The 17991-nt window shown below is 70.5% G+C and carries 16 protein-coding genes and 1 tRNA gene; 5 read left to right on the forward strand and 12 right to left on the reverse strand.

The features are described 5' to 3' along the window. Positions 1 to 144: 144 nt before the first annotated feature. The 3 genes from VM889_12900 to VM889_12910 form a co-directional block, all read right to left on the reverse strand. Entirely contained in the window at positions 145 to 1335 is a 1191-nt protein-coding gene (locus tag VM889_12900) for a glycoside hydrolase family 57 protein (protein ID HVL49450.1), read from the reverse strand. Continuing rightward, positions 1332 to 2504 (reverse strand): glycosyltransferase family 4 protein, encoded by a 1173-nt coding sequence (locus tag VM889_12905; protein HVL49451.1) that lies wholly within the window; start codon positions 2502 to 2504, stop codon positions 1332 to 1334. The genes VM889_12900 and VM889_12905 overlap by 4 nt, the downstream gene beginning before the upstream one ends. 105 nt (positions 2505 to 2609) lie before the next feature. Further along, complete coding sequence (locus VM889_12910) at positions 2610 to 4481, reverse strand: glycoside hydrolase family 15 protein (GenBank protein ID HVL49452.1); 1872 nt, start codon at positions 4479 to 4481, stop codon at positions 2610 to 2612. Between the two features lie 138 nt (positions 4482 to 4619). Between VM889_12910 and VM889_12915 the strand changes: the two genes are divergently transcribed. Then, positions 4620 to 5669, forward strand: a complete 1050-nt coding sequence (locus VM889_12915; GenBank protein HVL49453.1) for a carbohydrate kinase family protein — start codon at positions 4620 to 4622, stop codon at positions 5667 to 5669. Here the strand turns inward: VM889_12915 and VM889_12920 are convergent. Continuing rightward, positions 5656 to 5874 carry a hypothetical protein gene (locus VM889_12920; protein ID HVL49454.1) on the reverse strand — a complete coding sequence of 73 codons (219 nt, stop codon included), beginning with the start codon at positions 5872 to 5874 and terminating at the stop codon, positions 5656 to 5658. The two genes, VM889_12915 and VM889_12920, sit on opposite strands and share 14 nt — an antisense overlap. A gap of 71 nt (positions 5875 to 5945) precedes the next feature. Next, a complete protein-coding gene (locus VM889_12925) occupies positions 5946 to 6227 on the reverse strand; it encodes a dodecin (GenBank protein ID HVL49455.1) in 282 nt (93 codons plus the stop codon). A gap of 96 nt (positions 6228 to 6323) precedes the next feature. Between VM889_12925 and VM889_12930 the strand changes: the two genes are divergently transcribed. Then, the gene (locus VM889_12930; protein ID HVL49456.1) at positions 6324 to 6491 is read left to right on the forward strand and encodes a hypothetical protein; all 168 of its coding nucleotides are present in this window, start codon (positions 6324 to 6326) and stop codon (positions 6489 to 6491) included. Between the two features lie 28 nt (positions 6492 to 6519). On the opposite strand, the gene VM889_12935 is transcribed toward VM889_12930, so the two are convergent. Continuing rightward, a complete protein-coding gene (locus VM889_12935; protein ID HVL49457.1) occupies positions 6520 to 7155 on the reverse strand; it encodes a superoxide dismutase in 636 nt (211 codons plus the stop codon). Between the two features lie 56 nt (positions 7156 to 7211). Further along, entirely contained in the window at positions 7212 to 7814 is a 603-nt protein-coding gene (locus VM889_12940; protein ID HVL49458.1) for an NTP transferase domain-containing protein, read from the reverse strand. Between the two features lie 106 nt (positions 7815 to 7920). On the opposite strand from VM889_12940, the gene VM889_12945 reads away from it, so the two are divergent. Both VM889_12945 and VM889_12950 read left to right on the forward strand, forming a co-directional pair. Beyond that, positions 7921 to 10239, forward strand: a complete 2319-nt coding sequence (locus tag VM889_12945; protein HVL49459.1) for a cation:proton antiporter — start codon at positions 7921 to 7923, stop codon at positions 10237 to 10239. A 52-nt stretch (positions 10240 to 10291) separates the two neighbouring features. Next, entirely contained in the window at positions 10292 to 11164 is an 873-nt protein-coding gene (locus VM889_12950) for a hypothetical protein (protein ID HVL49460.1), read from the forward strand. On the opposite strand, the gene VM889_12955 is transcribed toward VM889_12950, so the two are convergent. The 4 genes from VM889_12955 to VM889_12970 form a co-directional block, all read right to left on the reverse strand. Beyond that, positions 11161 to 12873 carry a hypothetical protein gene (locus VM889_12955; protein ID HVL49461.1) on the reverse strand — a complete coding sequence of 571 codons (1713 nt, stop codon included), beginning with the start codon at positions 12871 to 12873 and terminating at the stop codon, positions 11161 to 11163. The two genes, VM889_12950 and VM889_12955, sit on opposite strands and share 4 nt — an antisense overlap. A gap of 47 nt (positions 12874 to 12920) precedes the next feature. After that, a complete protein-coding gene (locus VM889_12960) occupies positions 12921 to 14459 on the reverse strand; it encodes a hypothetical protein (protein ID HVL49462.1) in 1539 nt (512 codons plus the stop codon). A 204-nt stretch (positions 14460 to 14663) separates the two neighbouring features. After that, positions 14664 to 15026 carry a hypothetical protein gene (locus tag VM889_12965; protein HVL49463.1) on the reverse strand — a complete coding sequence of 121 codons (363 nt, stop codon included), beginning with the start codon at positions 15024 to 15026 and terminating at the stop codon, positions 14664 to 14666. A gap of 64 nt (positions 15027 to 15090) precedes the next feature. Beyond that, positions 15091 to 15873 (reverse strand): MopE-related protein, encoded by a 783-nt coding sequence (locus VM889_12970; GenBank protein HVL49464.1) that lies wholly within the window; start codon positions 15871 to 15873, stop codon positions 15091 to 15093. Positions 15874 to 16052: 179 nt separating this feature from the next. On the opposite strand from VM889_12970, the gene VM889_12975 reads away from it, so the two are divergent. Then, positions 16053 to 17192 carry a hypothetical protein gene (locus tag VM889_12975; protein ID HVL49465.1) on the forward strand — a complete coding sequence of 380 codons (1140 nt, stop codon included), beginning with the start codon at positions 16053 to 16055 and terminating at the stop codon, positions 17190 to 17192. A 371-nt stretch (positions 17193 to 17563) separates the two neighbouring features. On the opposite strand, the gene VM889_12980 is transcribed toward VM889_12975, so the two are convergent. Further along, positions 17564 to 17636: transfer RNA gene (locus tag VM889_12980), tRNA-Pro, on the reverse strand. Positions 17637 to 17991: the final 355 nt, after the last annotated feature.

The following is a 17991-nucleotide window of genomic DNA, read 5'->3' on the forward strand; positions in this document are numbered from 1 at the left end:
GGGCTCCGGGCGCCGGGTGTCGGGACCGGGACCGGGACCGGGCAAGGAACCGGGCGCCGGGGGCCGGAACCGGGCATCGGGAACCGTGCGCCGGGACGAAACATCAGCACCGGGTCCGGGTGCGGGACTGGGACCGGGAACGGGTCACCGCCGCGCGAGGCCGAGCGCCTTCCCCTTGAGGTCCTGGATGGCGTTCATGTAATTGATGAACGCCTGGTACGGCGAATCGTACGGCGAGAAGTATGTGTGGATGTCCCCGTCCGCCATCCACTTCGTGCAGCAGTAGTAGAGATGATCGCTCGTCTGCAGGAGACGCCACGCGTGTTTGAGGTCGTCGTTCTTCGACTCGCGCACGACGGGCGCGAGCGCCTGGAGCTCGTTGAAGCACTGGTGCTGCATCTCGTTGTGCAGCCACGCGCTCACGTCGCGCTCCGTGTCCGCCCACGAGATCGCGAACGGGACCTCGAGCGTGCCCACGGGCTCGTGGCGCGTCGCGACCTCGCTCGGGGTTGCGAAGTCGAGGCCGCGCGCGAGCGCCTCCTTCGGGAGATGCTCGAGGAACTGGAAAATGCCGGTTTCGGGCCAGTTGTGCTCGCCGAAGGTCTCGTAGTCCATGAACAGGTTGATCGAGTGGCCCTCGGTCTTCGCGAGCCAGTCCGCGAACTTCGGCGCCGTGAGCGGCCATTCCGGCCAGCCTTGGTTCGAGAAGCGGAACGCGACGTCGTCCGAAAGGCGGTACTGCTTGAGCAGCACCTTGAGGTTCGACCCGCCGCGCGCCGGCTTGTAGACGAAGGTCGGCGAACGCCAGTCCAGGATCTTCTCCGTGCCCTCCGTCACGATGGCCTTGTAGCCGAGCTTCTCGATCGTCGCCGCGATGCGGTTGTCGTAGATGAGCTCCGTGTTGCGGAAGCTCGTCGGCTTCACGCCGAACTCCTTCTGCATGAGGTCGCGGTGCTCCGCGATCTGCTCGACGTACTCCGTCTGATCGGACCAGAGGCCGGCGAGGCTGTGGTAATAGGTCTCGTCGAGGAACTCGACGTGGCCCGTGTCGGCGAGGGCCCGGAAGGATTCCAGGACCTCGGGGCGGAATTGACGCGCCTGCTCGACGAAGGTGCCGGAGAGCGAGTAGGCGATCTTGAACTTCCCGTCGTGCCGCTTCACGAGGTCGAGAAGGAGCCTGTTCGCGGGGAGGTAGCACTTGTCGGAGACGCGGTCGAAGATGGCGCGGTTCTTCGCGTGGTCCCAGTAGTCGTACCCCTGCGGCATGTTGAAGACGTGCAGGCGGCGCAGGCGCATCGGCTGGTGGACCTGGAAGTAGAAGCAGACGGACGTCAAGCGGCGACCTCCTTCGGCGCCGCGCCTGCGGCGCGGCGGTACGTGTCGAGCGTGCGGCGGCCGCAGGCGGCCCACGTGAATTTGCGGACTTCGAGCGCGCCGTTCCGGCCCAGCTCCTCGCGGAGGGCCTTCGAGTCGAGCACGCGGATGATCTGGTCCGCCATCTCGTGCGTGTCCCAGTATTCCGCGCGCAGGACGTGCCTCAGCGCCTCGCCGACGCCGGTCGTCTTGCTCACGATCGTGGGCAGGCCCGAGGTCATGGCCTCGAGGACCGAGATGCCGAACGGCTCGGACACGGACGGGAGGACGTACACGTCGCACCCCTCGTACATCCGCTGCACCTCGGCGTCGGGGACGAAGCCGGTGAAGGTCACGCGGTCGACCATGCCGTTCCTCACGGCGTATTCGACGCACTCGGGCAGCATCTCGCCCTTGCCCGCGACGACGAAACGGGCCGACGGGTCGACGTCGAGCACCTTCCGGGCGGCCTGCATGAAGAAGAGCGGACCCTTCTGGCGCGAGACGCGGCTGAGGTAGAGCACGTTCTTCGAGCCGCGCGCGTAGTCGCGGTGGACGTGGTTCGCGAACTTCGAGAAGTCGACCCCGTTGTGGACGGCGTCGATCTTCGACGGATCGCCGCCGTAGCGGTCGATGAGCTGCTGGCGCGTGTACGAGGACACGGCGATGACGCGGTCCGCCTCGCGCGTCGCGCGGCGCTCGGCGTCGATGATCCACTGCTGCGGGAAGAATCCCGCGCTGCGATCGTGCTCGGTCGAATGGCAGGTCCACACGAAAGGCTTCCCGATCTTGCGCGCAACGGCCTCCGCCGCGTCGGCGGTGATCCAATCGTGCCCGTGGACGAGGTCGACGCCGCGGCTCGAGAAGGCCTGCTTGACGCGCTGGTTGTACTGCCAGACGGCCGCGTTGAAGGCCTCGTCGTAGCCGCGCCGGCCCACGGGGCCGTACGGGGTGAGCCCGCCCTCGGCCTCGACCTCGATGATGTTGAGGTGCCGATGCTGCGCGCCGACGCGCTCGGACCCCTCCGATCCCTCCATGCGCGGCATGTAGAAATCGATCTCGACGCCCTGCTTCGCGAGCTCGGTCGTGAGCTCGAGGCAGTGGATGCCGAGCCCCCCGGCCATGAAGGGCGGAAACTCCCACCCGATCATCGCGATCTTCAGGCGTAACCCTCCAACAATTCCAAACGGCGTGACAGGCGGGGGAGCGTAATTAAAGTCTGCGGCTACCGGCCGCGCAGGCGACTCGCGCGACGCTCACTCGCCGTCCTCGCTGCCCTCGATGGCCCGGGCGTACTTGTTCACGACGTCGATGAAGGTCGAATGGCTCCACACGAGCGGCGTCACGCTCGTGTGCTGCCCGGTGCGCGCGTCGAGCTGCTCCGGCAGCAGGTAGGTCGAGCTTGCCGTGCGGGCGGTCCACTCGATGAGCTCGCGGCATCGTTCCGGTCGACCGAGCATGAGATGGGCCTCGGCGAGCCAGAGCGTGCAGATGAGCCACGGGTTCTCGTGGCCGTAGTAGTGGTCGTTCTCGTAGCGGCAGAGCCCGCCCGTGTCCTTGACCCAGAGCCGGTTCTCGAGGGTCCGCACGAGGTCCTCGGCGCGGGGATCGGTCGTCGGGAGGAGCCCGAGCTTGATCGTGAGGAGCGTCGAGGCGTCGAGCGTGTCCTCCTTCGGATCGAGGCTCTTGTAGAACGCCTTGCGGGCCGGGTTCCACATGTGCTTCAGCGCGCTCTCGCGCATCGACTCCGCGCTCAGGCGCCAGCGTCCGAGGCTCTTCCCGAGCTGCTCGCTGATGCGCTCCGCGCGCTCGAGACCGTGGTACACCGCGGCGGTGGAGTACGTGAAATTCGCCTTCTTCTCCTCCCAGAGATCGAAGCTCGGGAGCGGGAGCCCCATCGAGGGATCGACGAAGCGCTCGAGGAAGTTCGCGCCCTTCTTGATGAGCGGCCAGAGCCCGAGCAGCTCGTCGAGGTCGCCGTGGCGCTTGAAGTGGTGCCACGCGGCGGAGATGACCGTCGCCGTCTGGTCGATCTGGATGAAGGGCGGCGGGTGCCACGTCGATCCCACGGATCCGTCGGGGAAGTGGCGGTGCAGGAAGTACCCCTCCTGCTCCTGGCACGCCATCGCGAACTTGAGCCAGCGGTGGGCGTTGTCGTAGAGGCCGACCTCGTCCATCGCTTTCGAGATGTAGCCGCCGTCGCGCCACCAGTTGTAATTGTACGTGTCGCCGCCGGACTTGAGCGTGCGCGGGTCGGGCGAGGCGATGATGGAACCGTTTCCGGCGCTGCAGTTGCGCAGCACGAAGACGCTGCGCTCGTACACGCGCTTCGCGTCCTCGCTAAGCGTGGTCGGGACCCGGAGATTCTTGTTGCGGATCCAATGCGCCCAGAAGTCCGTGGCCTCGCGCGCGAGCCCGTTCACCTCGCGCCCCTTCAGGTACGCGTAGAACTGGTTGACCTCCTGCCGCGAGTGGCCGAGCATCACCTGGAGGTAGACCGTCGCCTCGCCCGAAGGGGGGATCGTGACGTTCCACTGCGCGACGGAGTCCGCCGCGCCGTGGCTGATGCGCCCGCCTTCGAGCTTGCCGTCCTCGGCGTCGACGTAGGAACCCTGGAGGCCCTTGAGCGTGTGCTCGCCGCAGGTGAAGGCGTCGAAATCGGGGACGCCCCGGAGCTGGAAGTAGTAGTTGCGCTTGTAATGGTTGAGGGTCCGGCGCTCGTCGTCCCAGTACGCCGTGTCCTGGTACATCGACTCGGCGATGGTGAGCGAGTGGTACGAGAAGACGCGCAGGCGGCGCGTCGTGTCGCGGCCGTTCTTGAGCGCGATGCGCCGGATGATGAGGTCGTGGTTCGAGTGCACCATGTCGGTGACCTCGACCGTCAGGCCGTCGCCGAGGTGGCGCGTGACCGCGCCGTTCGAGTGGGCGACGGGCTCCTGCTCGACGCGCCAGCCGTTGCCGGGGGAGCCGAGCCAGGCGAACTCCTCGTTGTCGGCGTCGTACAGACCGAGCTTCGTCTCGCGGACGTGCTGGTACTGGCCGGCATAAGGATAGTAGAGCTGGGACCAGTTTCCGGCCTCGTCGACGGCAAGCAGCACGCGCGAGTTTCCGGTGAGGAGCGTGATCACGGACGCCAAGACTCCCGACCGGCTAAATAGTCTTCCGGAACGCCCGCCGGACGTGTCACGGAGACGACCCTCGCGCGGCGGTTCGACGGACGAGAGGACAGGCTTTTTCATGATCGACGCGCCTCGGGCCCGCGAATGATGGATCTCCCGGCGCTCGCGCGCAAGCTCCGCGAGGCCGACCCCGGCCGTCTGCACGTGGTCGCGCTCCCCGATTTCTTCGTCGACCATTTCGTCACGCTCCCCCGCCACGCGGACATCATGCCCGAGATCGGGCGCGTGCACGGGCAGGGGGGCGGAAACCTTCCCGGCTTTCCCCAGCGTCTCTCGACGGGCGGCAACGCCGCGAACACCGCGCTCGCGCTCGCGCGCCTGGGCGTGAAGAGCCACCTCATCACGAGGACCTCGCCCTTCGGCGCGACGGTCCTCTCCGAGACGCTCGGGCGCGCGGGCGTCGACCTCGCGCGCGTGAAGCCCACCGGCGATCTCGCGGTCACCACGGCGCTCGAGTTCGACGTGCCGGGCGCCGCCCGGCGCAACGTCATGCTGAACTGGCCGGGCTCCGTCGCGACATTCGGCGTGGACGACCTCGACCAGAACGACTGGACGCTCATCGAGGCCTCCGACCTCGTGCTCGTCGCGAACTGGACGCTCACCCGCGAAGGCGGCACCGAACTTGCGCAGGAGGTCTTCCGCGTCGCCCGCAAAGCGGGGACCCGGACGGCGATCGACACGGGCGATCCGTCTCCGCGCGCGGCCGAGATCCCGACGCTCGTCGGGGATCTCCTGCGCTCGAAGGACGTGGACGTCCTGGGCGTGAACGAGAACGAGCTGCGCCACTTCACGGGCGCCGTCGAAGCCGGGGTCGACGAGGCCCGGGCGTTCGCGGGGACCCTTTCGGGCACGCTCGACTACCATACGTCGAGCGTCACGGCGAGCTTCGGACGCGCGGGCGAAGCGGTCGTCCCCACGTTCGACGTCCACTGCCGGCGCGTGACGGGCGCGGGGGACGCGTGGAACGCGGGCAACCTGACGGGACACCTGCTCGGCCTCGCCCCCGCCGAGCGGCTCGTCCTCGCGAACGCGGTCGCGGGGCTCTACGTCTCCGGCATGAGCGGGGATCACCCGACGCTCGAGGAGGTGGCCCGCTTCCTGGAAAGCGGCCCCAGGACGTCGGCTATTCCGCCATGACCCGGACGGTCACCGTGGTGGGCGAGACCGACGAGACGTCCTTGATGTCGACGCGCACGAAGCGCTCCGGAACGGCATCCTCGATGACGAGGAACTTCACCCGCCGCATGTCGTGGAGCCCCACGTCCACGACGGCGCCGACCTTGACGCCGCCCACGTTGCGCACTTCCTTTCCCAGCACCATTTCGGGCGACACGGCGTCCATGGAGTTCCCCTTCGCTCGCGGGGGACTCCGCCCGCATAACCCTGTCGCCAACCGGGCAGGCGGAGCCCCGCTCAGGCCCCCCGCTCGTGGAGGCGGGCATCGCGCCCGGTCTGACCGCCCTTGGCCGCGGCCTTCTCGCGAGGTTCCTCGTGGGGCCGGACGTGGAACGCGACGTCGACCTTGGCCTGGAACTCCGAGATCCCGTCGTTTTCGACCGAACCGCGGAACTCCTTCACCTCGAACCAGCGCACCTCGTCGAGCGTTTCGGTCGCGCGCGACACGGCCGCCCGCACGGCGTCGCTGAAGCTCGTGTTCGACGTCCCGACCACCTCGACCACCTTGTAGACCGTCATGCCGTCCGCTTGCGACCGCAGGACGGACAAAGGTTCTCGCCGCTTCCCGCGCGGCTTTCAAAACGCTTACAAGGGGACGGCGACATGGGCGCCCGGATGCGCCGGATCACGGTCTCCTGCCCCGGATGCCACACCGAGTACAAGCAGGTGCGGGTCGACGAGGCGGAGAACCTCCTCTTCCACGGCTGCGTCACGTGCCGCGGCCGCCGCCAGACCTACACGTTCCGGGGCGGCCAGGTCGGACGCGCGGGCGAGGACGCCTAGGCGCGGGGGCGGAAGGCCCCCGGCGGCCTCACTTCTTGGCCTTCGCGTAGAGCTCGCTGACCTTCTTCCAGTTCACGACGTCCCACCACGCGGTGACGTAGTCCGCGCGGCGGTTCTGGTACTTCAGGTAGTACGCGTGCTCCCAGACGTCGAGGCCGAGGATCGGCGTGCCCGTCTTCTCGACGACGCCGCCGCCCATGAGCGGGCTGTCCTGGTTGGGCGTCGAGGTGATCTGGAGCTTGCCGTCGGCGCCCACGATGACCCAGGCCCAGCCCGAGCCGAAGCGGCCCGTCGCGGCGGCGGCGAAGGACTCCTTGAGCTTCGCGAGGCCGCCGAGGTCGCGGTCGATCGCGGCCTTGAGGTCGGGGGAGGGCTCGCCGCCCTTGCCCTTCGGGGCCATGAGCTCCCAGAAGAGGCTGTGGTTCGCGTGGCCGCCGCCGTTGTTGCGGACCACGTTGCGGATGTCCGCCGGAACCTTGCTCAGGTCCGCGATGAGGGCCTCGACGCTCTTGCCGTCGAGGTCGCTCTTGCCCTCGATGGCCTTGTTCAGGTTCGTGACGTACGTGTTGTGGTGCTTTCCATGGTGGATCTGCATCGTCTGCGTGTCGATGACGGGCTCGAGCGCGTCGAAGGCGTAGGGAAGGTCGGGGAGCTTGTAGGTCATGTCGAATCCCGGGCCGCGAAACGCCTCGGTCCATTTCTATCTGACGCCACGCGACGTCAGCGGGGGGCGACGACGTCGCCGGGCTCGTTCCAGTTGTCGAGATGCCGCTTGCCGCCCGGGATCGCGAGGAGGTCCTGCTCGGGAAGGAACGCGGCGTTAAGGCCGCGGCAGGCGCCCGCCACCTCGCGCTCGCCGGCCGCGAGGGCCGCCGCAAGGACGGCGCCGGCGCGGCGCGCGTCGAAGACGCCGAAAAGCCACGCGACGCCCCCGCGCGACCCGCGCGCGCTCGTCCAGGCGGCGGCATCGCGCCCCTCGAGGGCGCGAAGGAGCGGCCCATACGCGGCGGGGGCGAGGAAGGGCGCATCGACGGGCGCGATGAGGACGGGTCCCGCGGGCGCGTCCGCGAGGCCCGCGACGAGCCCGGCGACGGGTCCACCGTCGGCGACGGCGTCGGCGACGAAGCGCGCGTGGGGAACGAGCGCGCGGTAGCGGGCCTCGCGCGAGGCATCGCCGAGGGCGACGCGGACCTCGGTCGCGCCCGCGCGGCCGAGGGCCGACGCGACGCGGACGAGGAGCGGCGCGCCGTCCGCGTCGAGCGTGGCCTTGTCGCGGCCCATGCGCCGGCTCGCGCCGCCCGCGAGGACGAGTCCCGTCGCCACGCGCCCGGGAGGCGTCCCGGGGCGAAAAGGCCTCGCCCGCGGCGTCCGCCGCGCGGGATCAAAATGCGAGCGCTTTTATCGGCCGACCGGCCCTGCTTCGGTTCGGATGGGTGCAGCGATCCTCCAGGATCTCGTCGTGGTCATGGTCGTCGCCGCCGCGACCACGATCGTGTTCTACCGGCTGAAGCAGCCGGTCGTCCTCGGGTACATCCTCGCGGGATTCGTGATCGGTCCGCTCGCCTCGCCCATGGCCCTCATCTCGGACCGCGCGTCCGTGGACGCCCTCGCGGAACTGGGCATCATTTTCCTCATGTTCGCGCTGGGGTTGGAGTTCAACCTCAGGAAGCTCAAGAAGGTCGGCCTCCCCGCGATCGTCGCGGCGACGCTCGAGATCTTCATCATGATCGCCGTCGGCTACCAGATCGGCATGTGGCTCGGCTGGGGCATGATGAACTCCGTCTTCCTCGGCGCGATCCTCAGCATCTCCTCGACGACCATCATCGTGAAGGTCCTCATGGAGCGCGGCGAGATGAACGAGGAGTTCGCCGAGCTCGCCTTCGGCATCCTCATCGTCGAGGACCTGCTCGCGATCGTCCTCATCGCCCTCCTTTCCGGCTTCGGCGAGGGGAACCTCGAGATCACGACCCTCGGCTACGTCGGCGGCCGCGTCCTCCTCTTCGTCCTCATCACGGCCGCGATCGGCCTCGTCCTCGTGCCGAGGCTCATCGATTGGGTCTCAAGGTTCCAGGTCGAGGAGGTCCTCGTCATCACGGTCGTGGGCCTCGCCTTCGGCGCGGCGCTCCTCGCCGTCAAGCTCGGCTTCAGCCTCGCGCTCGGCGCCTTCCTCATCGGCGCGATCATCGCCGAATCCCACGCCGTGCGTCGCGTCGAGCACAAGATCGTGCCCATGCGGGACCTTTTCACGGCCGTTTTCTTCGTGGCCGTGGGCATGCTCATCGATCCCCGCGTCCTCGTCGAATACGCGGTCCCGATCCTCCTCATCAGCGTCGCGACCATCGTCGGAAAGGTCATCGCGTGCAGCGTGGGCAGCTTCCTTGCGGGCTCCCCGGGCGAGACGAGCCTCAAGGTCGGCTTCTCGATGGCCCAGATCGGCGAATTCTCGTTCATCATCGCCGCGCTCGGCCTGACGCTCGGCGTGACGGCGCCCTTCCTCTACCCGGTCGCCGTCGCGGTCTGCGCCCTGACGACGCTCCTCTCGCCGTACCTCATCGCGAGCACGCCGCGCGTCGTCTCCTTCCTCTCGTCCAGGGTGCCCCGCGTCGTGACCGACGCCGGGGACGCCTACACGCGCGCCGCCCAGCGGGCCACCACGAGCACGGAGCTCCTTCCGGGCGTCGTGAGCCGTCGCGCCTCGAGGATGCTCGTCTACAGCGCGTGGTTCATCGGGCTCTTCATCGCGGGCGGGTACGCTTCGCTCTGGCTCGACAAGGGCGTTCCTGACGTCGCGGGCCCCGTGACCTTCGGCGAGGATGCGCGGCGCGCCGGCGGAATCATCCTCATCGGCCTCCTCGGGCTTCCCATCATCGTCGCGTTCGCGAAGGCGACGGAAGCCCTCGCGCGCGACCTCGCGCGGGCGCAGATGTTCAACCCGCGCCGCATCGTGCGCGGCGTCCTCGCAAGCCGATTCCCGCGCATCGCGGCGCGCGCCGCCGCCTTCGTGGGCGCGGGCCTCCTGCTCGCGCTCTCCGCGTGGCTCGCCTGGGCCGTGCACCCGTTCCCGCTCCCGCGCAACCCCATCGTCCTCGCCGCGAGCCTCGCGGTCGTCGGCGTCGCGGGCTTCCTCCTCTGGCAGCGCGCCGAGAAGCTCTACGTCTGGACCGAGGAGACGCTCGACACGCTCCTCGGCGGCGACTGGGAGACGCCGCACGTGCGACGATTGCGCGAGAAGTATCCCTGGGGCGTCGACGTCGAGGACGTGCCCATCCACGCATGGTCGTGGGGCGCCTACACGAGCCTGCGCGACCTGCACCTGCGCGAGCGGTCGGGCGCGACCGTCCTCGCGATCCAGCGCGGGGCCTCCGCGGTGCCGAACCCGCACCCCGACCTCGCGCTCCTCCCGGGCGACCGCGTGATCCTTGTGGGGAAGCGCGAGCAGCTGAACCGCGCCCGCGACCTCCTCCAGGCCCGGGGCGGAGAGCATCGCGAGGGCGCGACGCGCATTCCGCTCTCGACGCAGGAGATCGCGATCCCCGGATCCTCGCCCGCGATCGGCGCGGCGCTCGGGGACCTCAAGCTGCGCGAGCGCACGGGCGCCCGCGTCGCCTGGCTGTCCCGCAAGGACGGCAGCCGCGTCGACCCCGCGCCGGACATCCGGCTCGGCACGGGCGACCGCGTCATGTTCGCGGGCGCGCCCGACGCGCTCGCGCGCGTGCGCGACCTCCTCCGCGTGCGCGAAGGGCCTTGAGCGCGACGCCTGCACCGGAAGGCTCTATACGAAAGACGCCGGCTCCGTCCCCATGCGCCCCGGACGGGCCCCCGGCACGCTCGCCTTCCTGATCGCGCTCCTCGCCCTTTCCCAGGGCGTCGTCGCGCACGGCGGCCACGACGGCGGCTACCGCCAGGGCCGCGAAGCGGGCGAGCATTACGTGTTCGTGCAGACGCCCGCCCCCGCGCCCCCGATCCTCACCGCGGAGACGGACCTCCGCTTCCAGGTCACGGTCTACAACCGGGACCCGTTCGCGACGTCCGGGACGGGCGTCGAAGCCATCCGGGTCTCGTGGCGCTCGCCCGCAAACGCGACCGCGACGGCCGAAGCGGAACCCGCCGCGCGCGACACGTGGGTCCTCGACGCGGACTTCCCCGCCCGGGGCCGCTGGCATCTCAACGTCACGCTCCTTCCCCAGAACACGAGCCTCGAGTTCCCCGTCGACGTTTACGGCGCCGCGCGCTGGATGTTCGACATCGCGCCCGGCCGCGGCGCGGGCCTCGTCGCCGCCGACAACCTGGGCCGCCAGAAGATCGACATCCGCGACTGGAGGCAGGGCGGCGCGGCGCCCGAGGTGAAGGACGCTCGCGCGCGCCTCGTGCGCTGGGACCCCGCGACGGGCGAGCGCGCCTTCCACGCGGAGGTTCCGCTCAAGAGCGACGGCGCGGGACGCCTCGTCCTCGAGACGCGCTTCGGCCGCGAGGGCGTGTACGAGATGACGATCGCGTCCGCGACGCTCGGCCTCGAGCACGAGGACCGCCCGCCCCTCCACATCGAGGCCGTCTCGCGCGAAGCCGCGCTCGCGTACGGCGTCGACATTCCCGCCTCGAGCACGCCCGGACCCGGATTCGCGCTTCTCGCGTTTGCGGCGGTCGTGGTCGCTTGCGCGGCACGGCGACGCTAAAGGGGGCGATAGGGCTCGATCGTGTCGCAATCGCGCAGGGACTCGATAGACTCGAATCCGCCCGCGTGGTGGAGGATCTTCAGCGTCTCGGTGCAGGCGGTGAAGCCGGGCGATCCCTCGGGCATGAACACGGCTTCGACCGCCGCGTAGCGGCCCGAAGGCGAGTCTCGCCAGAGTTCGACGACGATGGGCGTCGCGCCGGTGGCGTGCCACGGTCGCTCGGTGAGGCAGGCGGGAAGCCGGATGGCGCCCGGGGGGCATTTGGGCACGCCGGTCGCGCTGAGGACGATGACGCCGGTCCCCCAGTCGGTGATCGGGGTCAACGTGACCTTGAACATCCAGGTCGACCCCTGATACGGATTGGGCTCGACCGGGAAGCGACCGAAAAATTCGCCGCGCGAGTTCCAGTAGTCGTCGCCCATGGGCCTCGATCGCGCGGCGCGCTCGGCGGCGTCGGGGCCGGCGCCTACGTAGCCATCGCCGTCGAGGTCCTTCCAGACGCCCGTCCACGCCTCGAATGAAAGGGTGCCGGGCGCCATCGTGAAGGAGCCGTCCGCGTTCGCGCCGAGAAGAGGACCGCTGCGGTCGTCCGGAGGACCGCCCCACGGCGCGCTGAGCGGCAGGAGGTCGATCCAGCCCTCGTAACCCGCGCGATAACCCTCGTTCCACCGGCCCGCGTTCGTGCTCTGGGAATCGACGTCCCACTCGCGCGGATATTCGCTCCAGAGCGCGCGGTTCGCCTCGGACGCAAACGGCGTTCCCGCGGGCGCGGGGCCTGCGCGACACGCATTGGGGCAGGCGCTGACGCTCGGGCTGCCGAAGCTCTCGAGGGGGGGGCCGAGGAGGGAGCCGTAGACGGTCGCGACGGGGCCCGGCGCGATCGCGGGATATCGGTCGACGTCGATGAGCGACGACGCGACGGGCGTGAAGGGGAGATCCCCTTCAGGGTCCGGCGCGAGGATCGCGTCGGTCACGGTGGTCGAGACGAACGATCGGAAGAGGGAGCCGTCGACGAAGAGGATGCGCGGGTCCGCCTCCCCGGCCATCCGATAAGCTTGGTCGAGCATCGAGTAGGCGTAGCGGACGTCGGGCGACGTCGTGTGGGGGCGATCCCAACTCAGGTACGCGGGGTGGCTGCCGGGCTCGACGTAGGTGACAAGGGTCGCGCCCGTCGCCGGCGACCACTCGTTTCCGGGCTGCGGCACCGGCGTCGCGGCGCCGCCCTTCCATCGGATCTCGATCGCGGCGTCGGCGTTGGCGTCGCCCCAATGGCCGTGCCACGCGATGAACTGCGCGCGGCCCGGGAGGATCGCGTCGGGGGCGGCGCCGCCCGTGGCGCGGTGGTGATTCGATCCGCGCATGAGCGCGCCCGCGAGCGCGACCTGGTTGCGTTCGGGATCCCGCGCCATCGCCTGCAGGTCTTCGCCCGGCGCGGCGGGACCTTCGCCGACCACGGTCGCGTCGAGGACGCGGACGCCCTCGACCGGAATCGGCGCCCCGGTCGCGACCGAGGGACATCGCGCATCGGCCTCGATGCCGGCGCCCGACGCGACGCAGTTGAACTGGATCGCCTCCGGCGCCGACTCCCTCGCCTCGAAGGAGACGTCGACGCCGTAATCGGACGCGAAGGCGATCTGGCCCGCCGCGGATCCGGCGACGAGAAGCAAGACGAGAGCGGACGCGACCCAGCGCATCGCGAATTTCTCCAAGCGGGAGGGAGGCCGGCACCCCATAAGGGTTCGGCCCCGGCGTCGTCTCACTCGATCGGAGGCCCGAGGGGCGCGATCTCATCCCGATCGTACACGTCCTCCGCGAGCGTGATGGCGTCGGCCGCGAACGAGACCGTGATCGGGACGAGTTCCACCGTGAAGGGAATGCCGACGTTCCCGTGCGGGAAGAAGAGCACGGAGCGCGAGAACCAGAGGCCGAGGCTCGGGTCGGGCGCGTAGCAGCGCGCCTTGATCTCGATCGCCTGCGTCCCCGTGACGTGCGTCCACGTCTGCGGGCGGAAGAGCGCCGAGTCCGTGACGAGGACGCCGGCCTCGCCCCAGCCGCCCGCCGCGAGGGGCCGCGCGACGGCGCGCGCCCACAGGCGCTCGTCGTCCGTGCAGTCGCCTGGGGGATGCCAGCCCTTCCACTCGCCCGTCGGGTCGCCGTAGTCGTTCGGATCCTGGAGGTTGCCGCCGTCGTACGGGTCCGCCGCGTCGCGCGCGACGCCGATGACGCCGTCCTCGTTCAGGTCCTTCCAGATGCCCGTGTGGAGCGTGTAGCCCCAGAAGCCCGGGAACGCCGACGCCTCGGCGCCCGCGCCGAACGCGCCGGGGAACGAGGCGATGATGGACGGCACGGCCCACGACCCCTTGAGATCCACCCACGCGCGGTATTCGCGCTGGTACGCGTCGAGGCCGATCGCGTGCGCGCTCGACCCGGGCTCGAGGTACTCGAGCGCGTAGCCCGGCTGGAGCGCGCCGCGCGCGGGACCCGTCGCGGGCGCGAGCGCGTCGGGCGCGCGCACGGTGCGCGCGAGGCCGAGGTTCGGCGCGGGCATCGCGTTCACGAACGGCGCCGCGGTCGCGGCGTAGAGTTCGCCCACGGGGCCGGACGCGGACGCCGCGTAGCGGTCGACGTCCACCTGGCATCCGGACCCGGGAACGCAGAGGAAGCGCTCGTCCGGGTGGCCGACGAGGATGCCACCCGCGACCGTCGTGACGACATACGTCTGCAGGAGCGACCCGTCGAGGTAGAGCCCGTCGAGGTTGCGGCCCGTCGCGAAGGGCGCGCCGTAGCGGTGGATGTACTGCACGTCCGGCTGCACGTCCGTCGGCTGGGCGTGCGACTCGAGGTTCGGGTGCGACCCAGGGTCCACGAAGCCGACGATGCGCACGCCCGGAAGCGACCCGACCTTCGAGGCGTCGGTCGGGGACGCGGCGTACTCGTTCTCCGCGCCGGCGACGCACGCGGCGGGGCAGCCCGTCGCGACGACGTCCACGCGGCCGTTCCCGTTGCGGTCGTGCCACCAGCCGTGCCACGCGGCGAACGCGCCGAGGCCGGGGAGGATGACGTCCGCCCCGCCCGTGCGCCGCGCGACGTTCGCGTCCTGCGCGGCCGGGAGGAAAACGCTGTCGAGGATGAGCCGGGGCGCCTCGACGGGAAGGTCGTCGAGGCCGTTCGACTGCCCTTCGGCTGCGCGCGCCGCGCGGGGCTCGCCGACCTCGGGGCGGAGGTCGTTCTGCGACGCGAGCGCGACGGGCGCGGCGACGGCGAAGGCGAGGACCAGGGCGAGGATGCGCGACATGCGGGCCGCCTCCCGGGCGGGGACTGTGCCGGACGAGGCGGCGGGGGGCGATGAAGGTTGCGGGGGTATTGTGAGGAGAATAGGGGGGAACGAGGGGGGTCTCCACCCAGCCGTCAGGGCCGGAGCCCCAAGAGCGGGGACGGTCGCGAGGTAAGGTTCGTCTGTGTGCGAAGACGTCTTTGTCGGTGAGGTCGAGCCACGCCCCTACCGCGAGGCGACGGAGTCGTCCGACCGGTCGGAAGCGACGACGCGGACGCACGCGCCCACGCTCGCCACGTAGGGGCGCAAGGCGGCGAAGGCGCGCACGTCCGCGCAATCCGCCTCGCCGAGGCCGCGGGTCGAGAACTGGAGCGGGAAGCTCTCCATGACCGCCATCTCGCCGCCGCGCTCCCGCACCCGCGCCGCGAGCTCGGCGACGTCCGCCTGCGTCGCGTTCGCGCTGAACACGCCCGCGACGCGCGCCTCGAGCGTGTCGGAAGCGGAGCGCGAATCCTCGCGCGAGAGACAGCCCGCAGAGAGCATCAGGAGGGCGAGGATCGCCGCAAGGACGAGGGGACGCGGACGCACGCGTGAGCGTGGGCGATGGCAGGGGATGAACCTTCGCCGCGGGGCGGGCGCCGGCCCAACGCGCCTACGGGAGGACCGGGTGGAGCTCGTCCGTGAGCGGCGCCTCCGCGAGGAGGGCGATCCCCGCGAGCGGGCCCGCGGGCGTGGGGAGGCTCGTGGGGTCCCGCGGGTTCGAGCCGCCCGCGACCTCGCGCCCGTCGCCGACGAGGTCGCCGTCCGTGTCGGGGTCGAGCGGGTCCGTCTCCCGCGCAAGGACCTCGTCGCCGTCGAGGAGGCCGTCGCGGTCCGTGTCGCGCACGAGGGGCTCCGTGCCGCGCGCGAGCTCGTCCTCGTCCGTGAGCCCGTCCGCGTCCGAGTCGTCGCACGCGTCCCCGCGCCCGTCCTGGTCGAAATCCGCCTGCGAGGGGTTGGCGAGGAAGCGGCAGTTGTCGAACCCGTCCCCGATCCCGTCGCCGTCCGCGTCAGGGAGGTCGTCCACGAGGCCGTTGCAATCGTTGTCGAGCCCGTCGGCCCATTCGGTGGCGCCAGGATAGACGGCGGGGTTCCTGTCGTCGCAATCCTCGGGAGGAAGGACGCCGTCCAAGTCCTCGTCGATGCCCTCGTCCACCCAGCCGTCGCAGTCATTGTCGAGGCCGTCACGCACCTCGACGGCTCCGGGGTGCGTCATGGGGTTGCGGTCGTCGCAGTCGTCGGGCGTGGTCCACCCGTCGCCGTCGTCGTCGGTTGTCGCGAGGGCGGTCGGGACCGCGAGGGCGAGGGCCGCGAAGAGAGCGGCGAGCGTCTTGAGGGTCAGAAAATCAGCCTCGCGATGGCATGGCGGCGCGGCACGATAGCCGCTTCGTGTCACCGTCGGGGGAGACGGGGCGAACGTCGAGGGAAAATCGCGACCTCGAAATCCCCGCGTCGACCGTACCCACTCGGGGCCCCGACGTCCCCGCCTTCGCGACGCGGACCCGCCCGCGGCGCCCGCGGCCGGGCGCCTCGCGGCTCCGCAACGCTCTTACCGCCCGCCCCCGTCCCGTGGCCATGGCCCACCTCGACCCCGCGACGTGGCTCATGCTCGCGGCGGCCGTCGCCGCGCTCGCCGTGGCCCCGGGGGTCTACGCCGCGTCGCCGCGCGCGACCGTGAACCGACTGCTCGCGCTCTACCTCGTCCTGGTCGGCGCGAACTTCGTCGCGAACCGCATCCCCGTCTTCTTCGAAGGCCTGACGCAGCTGACGTACAACGCGACGGTGTACGAACACGCGACGAACTTCGCCGTCCCCTTCGCGTACCTCCTCTTCATGGGCGCGGCGCTCGACACGCCGCTCGCGCGCCCGCTGCGCCACCGCGTCGCGCGCCTCCTGCTCCTCGCCGGCATCGCGGCCGCCTTCGTGGTCGTCGTCGGCTTCCACGAGACCTATTTCGAGATGACCTACTTCCCGGAGATCGGCGAATCGTACCCGATCGCGCCGGCGTGGGCCCACGAAGTCCAATCCCCCCTCTGGATGGCGGTCGGCGTCTTCGGTCTCCTCGCGTCGCTCCACGCGCGGCACCGCGCCCCGCGCGGGAGCCTCGCGCGACGCCGCGCCAACGGATACGCGCTCGCCTTCGGCGTGCAGGACGTGGGCTTCGTCGTCGTCCCGTCCCTGCACGTTCTCGGGGTCCACAACGACCTCGGATGGGGCCTCGCCCTCCTCCTCTCCGTCGGGCTCCTCGCGCGCGCCCTCCTCCGCGACCAGCTCTTCGACTTCGACCTCAAGCTCAAGTGGACGCTGAAACAGAGCACGACCGCCGCCATCTTCGTCGGCGTCTTCTTTGTCGTGAGCGAGACCGCGCAGGAGATCTTCCAGGAGAGCGTCGGGCCGTACCTCGGCATCGCGGCGGCCGGCCTCCTCGTCTTCGCGATGGCGCCACTTCAGCGTTTCACGGAGCGCCTCGCCGACCGCGCGATGCCTTCCGTGCAGCCGACGCCCGCCTACATCGCGTACAAGAAGCTCGAGGTCTATCGCGCCGCCGCCGAAAGCGCGATGGAAACGGGCGGCGTCGACGCCCGCGAACGCGCGGCACTCGAGCGACTGCGCGACAAACTCGGCATCGCGCCGCAGGATGCGGCGGCCGTCGATGCGGAGGTGCTGGAGGGAACGCACGCTGCAAGACCTGCCCAGCGCGACCTGCTCGTCTGAGCACGCCCTGGCCGGAGGCGTGCGCGGCGGGGGCTCCTCGGGTGTCCTGCCGGAGTCGATCGTGCTTGCCTGACGTCCGGCCGCTCGCGCGCGGCGGGGATCCTCCGCGCGTCCGGCCGGAGCCGATCGTGCTTGCCTGACGTCCGGCCGCTCCGGCGCGGCGGGGATCCCCTAACCCCGCCGCGCCTGCGCGGGTGAGGCTCCGCTCCGGGTTGAATGGAGACCTGCCGAAAATCTTGGACTCGGGGTGCGGAGACGAGAGGGGGAAAGCCTTTCCCCCTCTCGTGCTCACCCCCTTTCTATGGGGCCGTCCAGACCGCAGCCGGCCTCAGCCGGCGAGGACCAGGACGGGCCCACGAAGCGAAGCGAAGTGGGGCCGTCCAGATTTGAACTGGAGTCAACTGCACCCCAAGCAGCAAGGATACCAAGCTACCCCACGGCCCCGTGGAAAACGCTCGGGTGCAGGGCCGTGAAGCGGCGCGCCCACCATAAAGATTTGGGGGCTGGCGCGATGGGGTCGCGCGTGGGCGGCGCGCGCGTGGATCCATGCACGTGCTTGTCGAGCGCCGCGGGATCCCGCGCGCTTACCGGCCGAGAACCGAGGGTGCGCTGCTGACGTTGGTCTCGCTCCGCGCCGCGGGGATCCGTCGCGCTCATCGGCCGAGAATTGAGGGTGCGCTGCTGACGTTGGGCTCGCTCCGCGCTGCGGGGATCCTGCGCGCTCATAGGCCGAGAACCGATCTTACACTGCTGACGTTGGGCTCGCTCCGCGCCGCGGGGATCCTGCGCGCTCATCAGC

This window comes from Candidatus Thermoplasmatota archaeon, assembly GCA_035540375.1.
Classification (GTDB): Archaea; Thermoplasmatota; SW-10-69-26; order JACQPN01; family JAJPHT01; genus DATLGO01.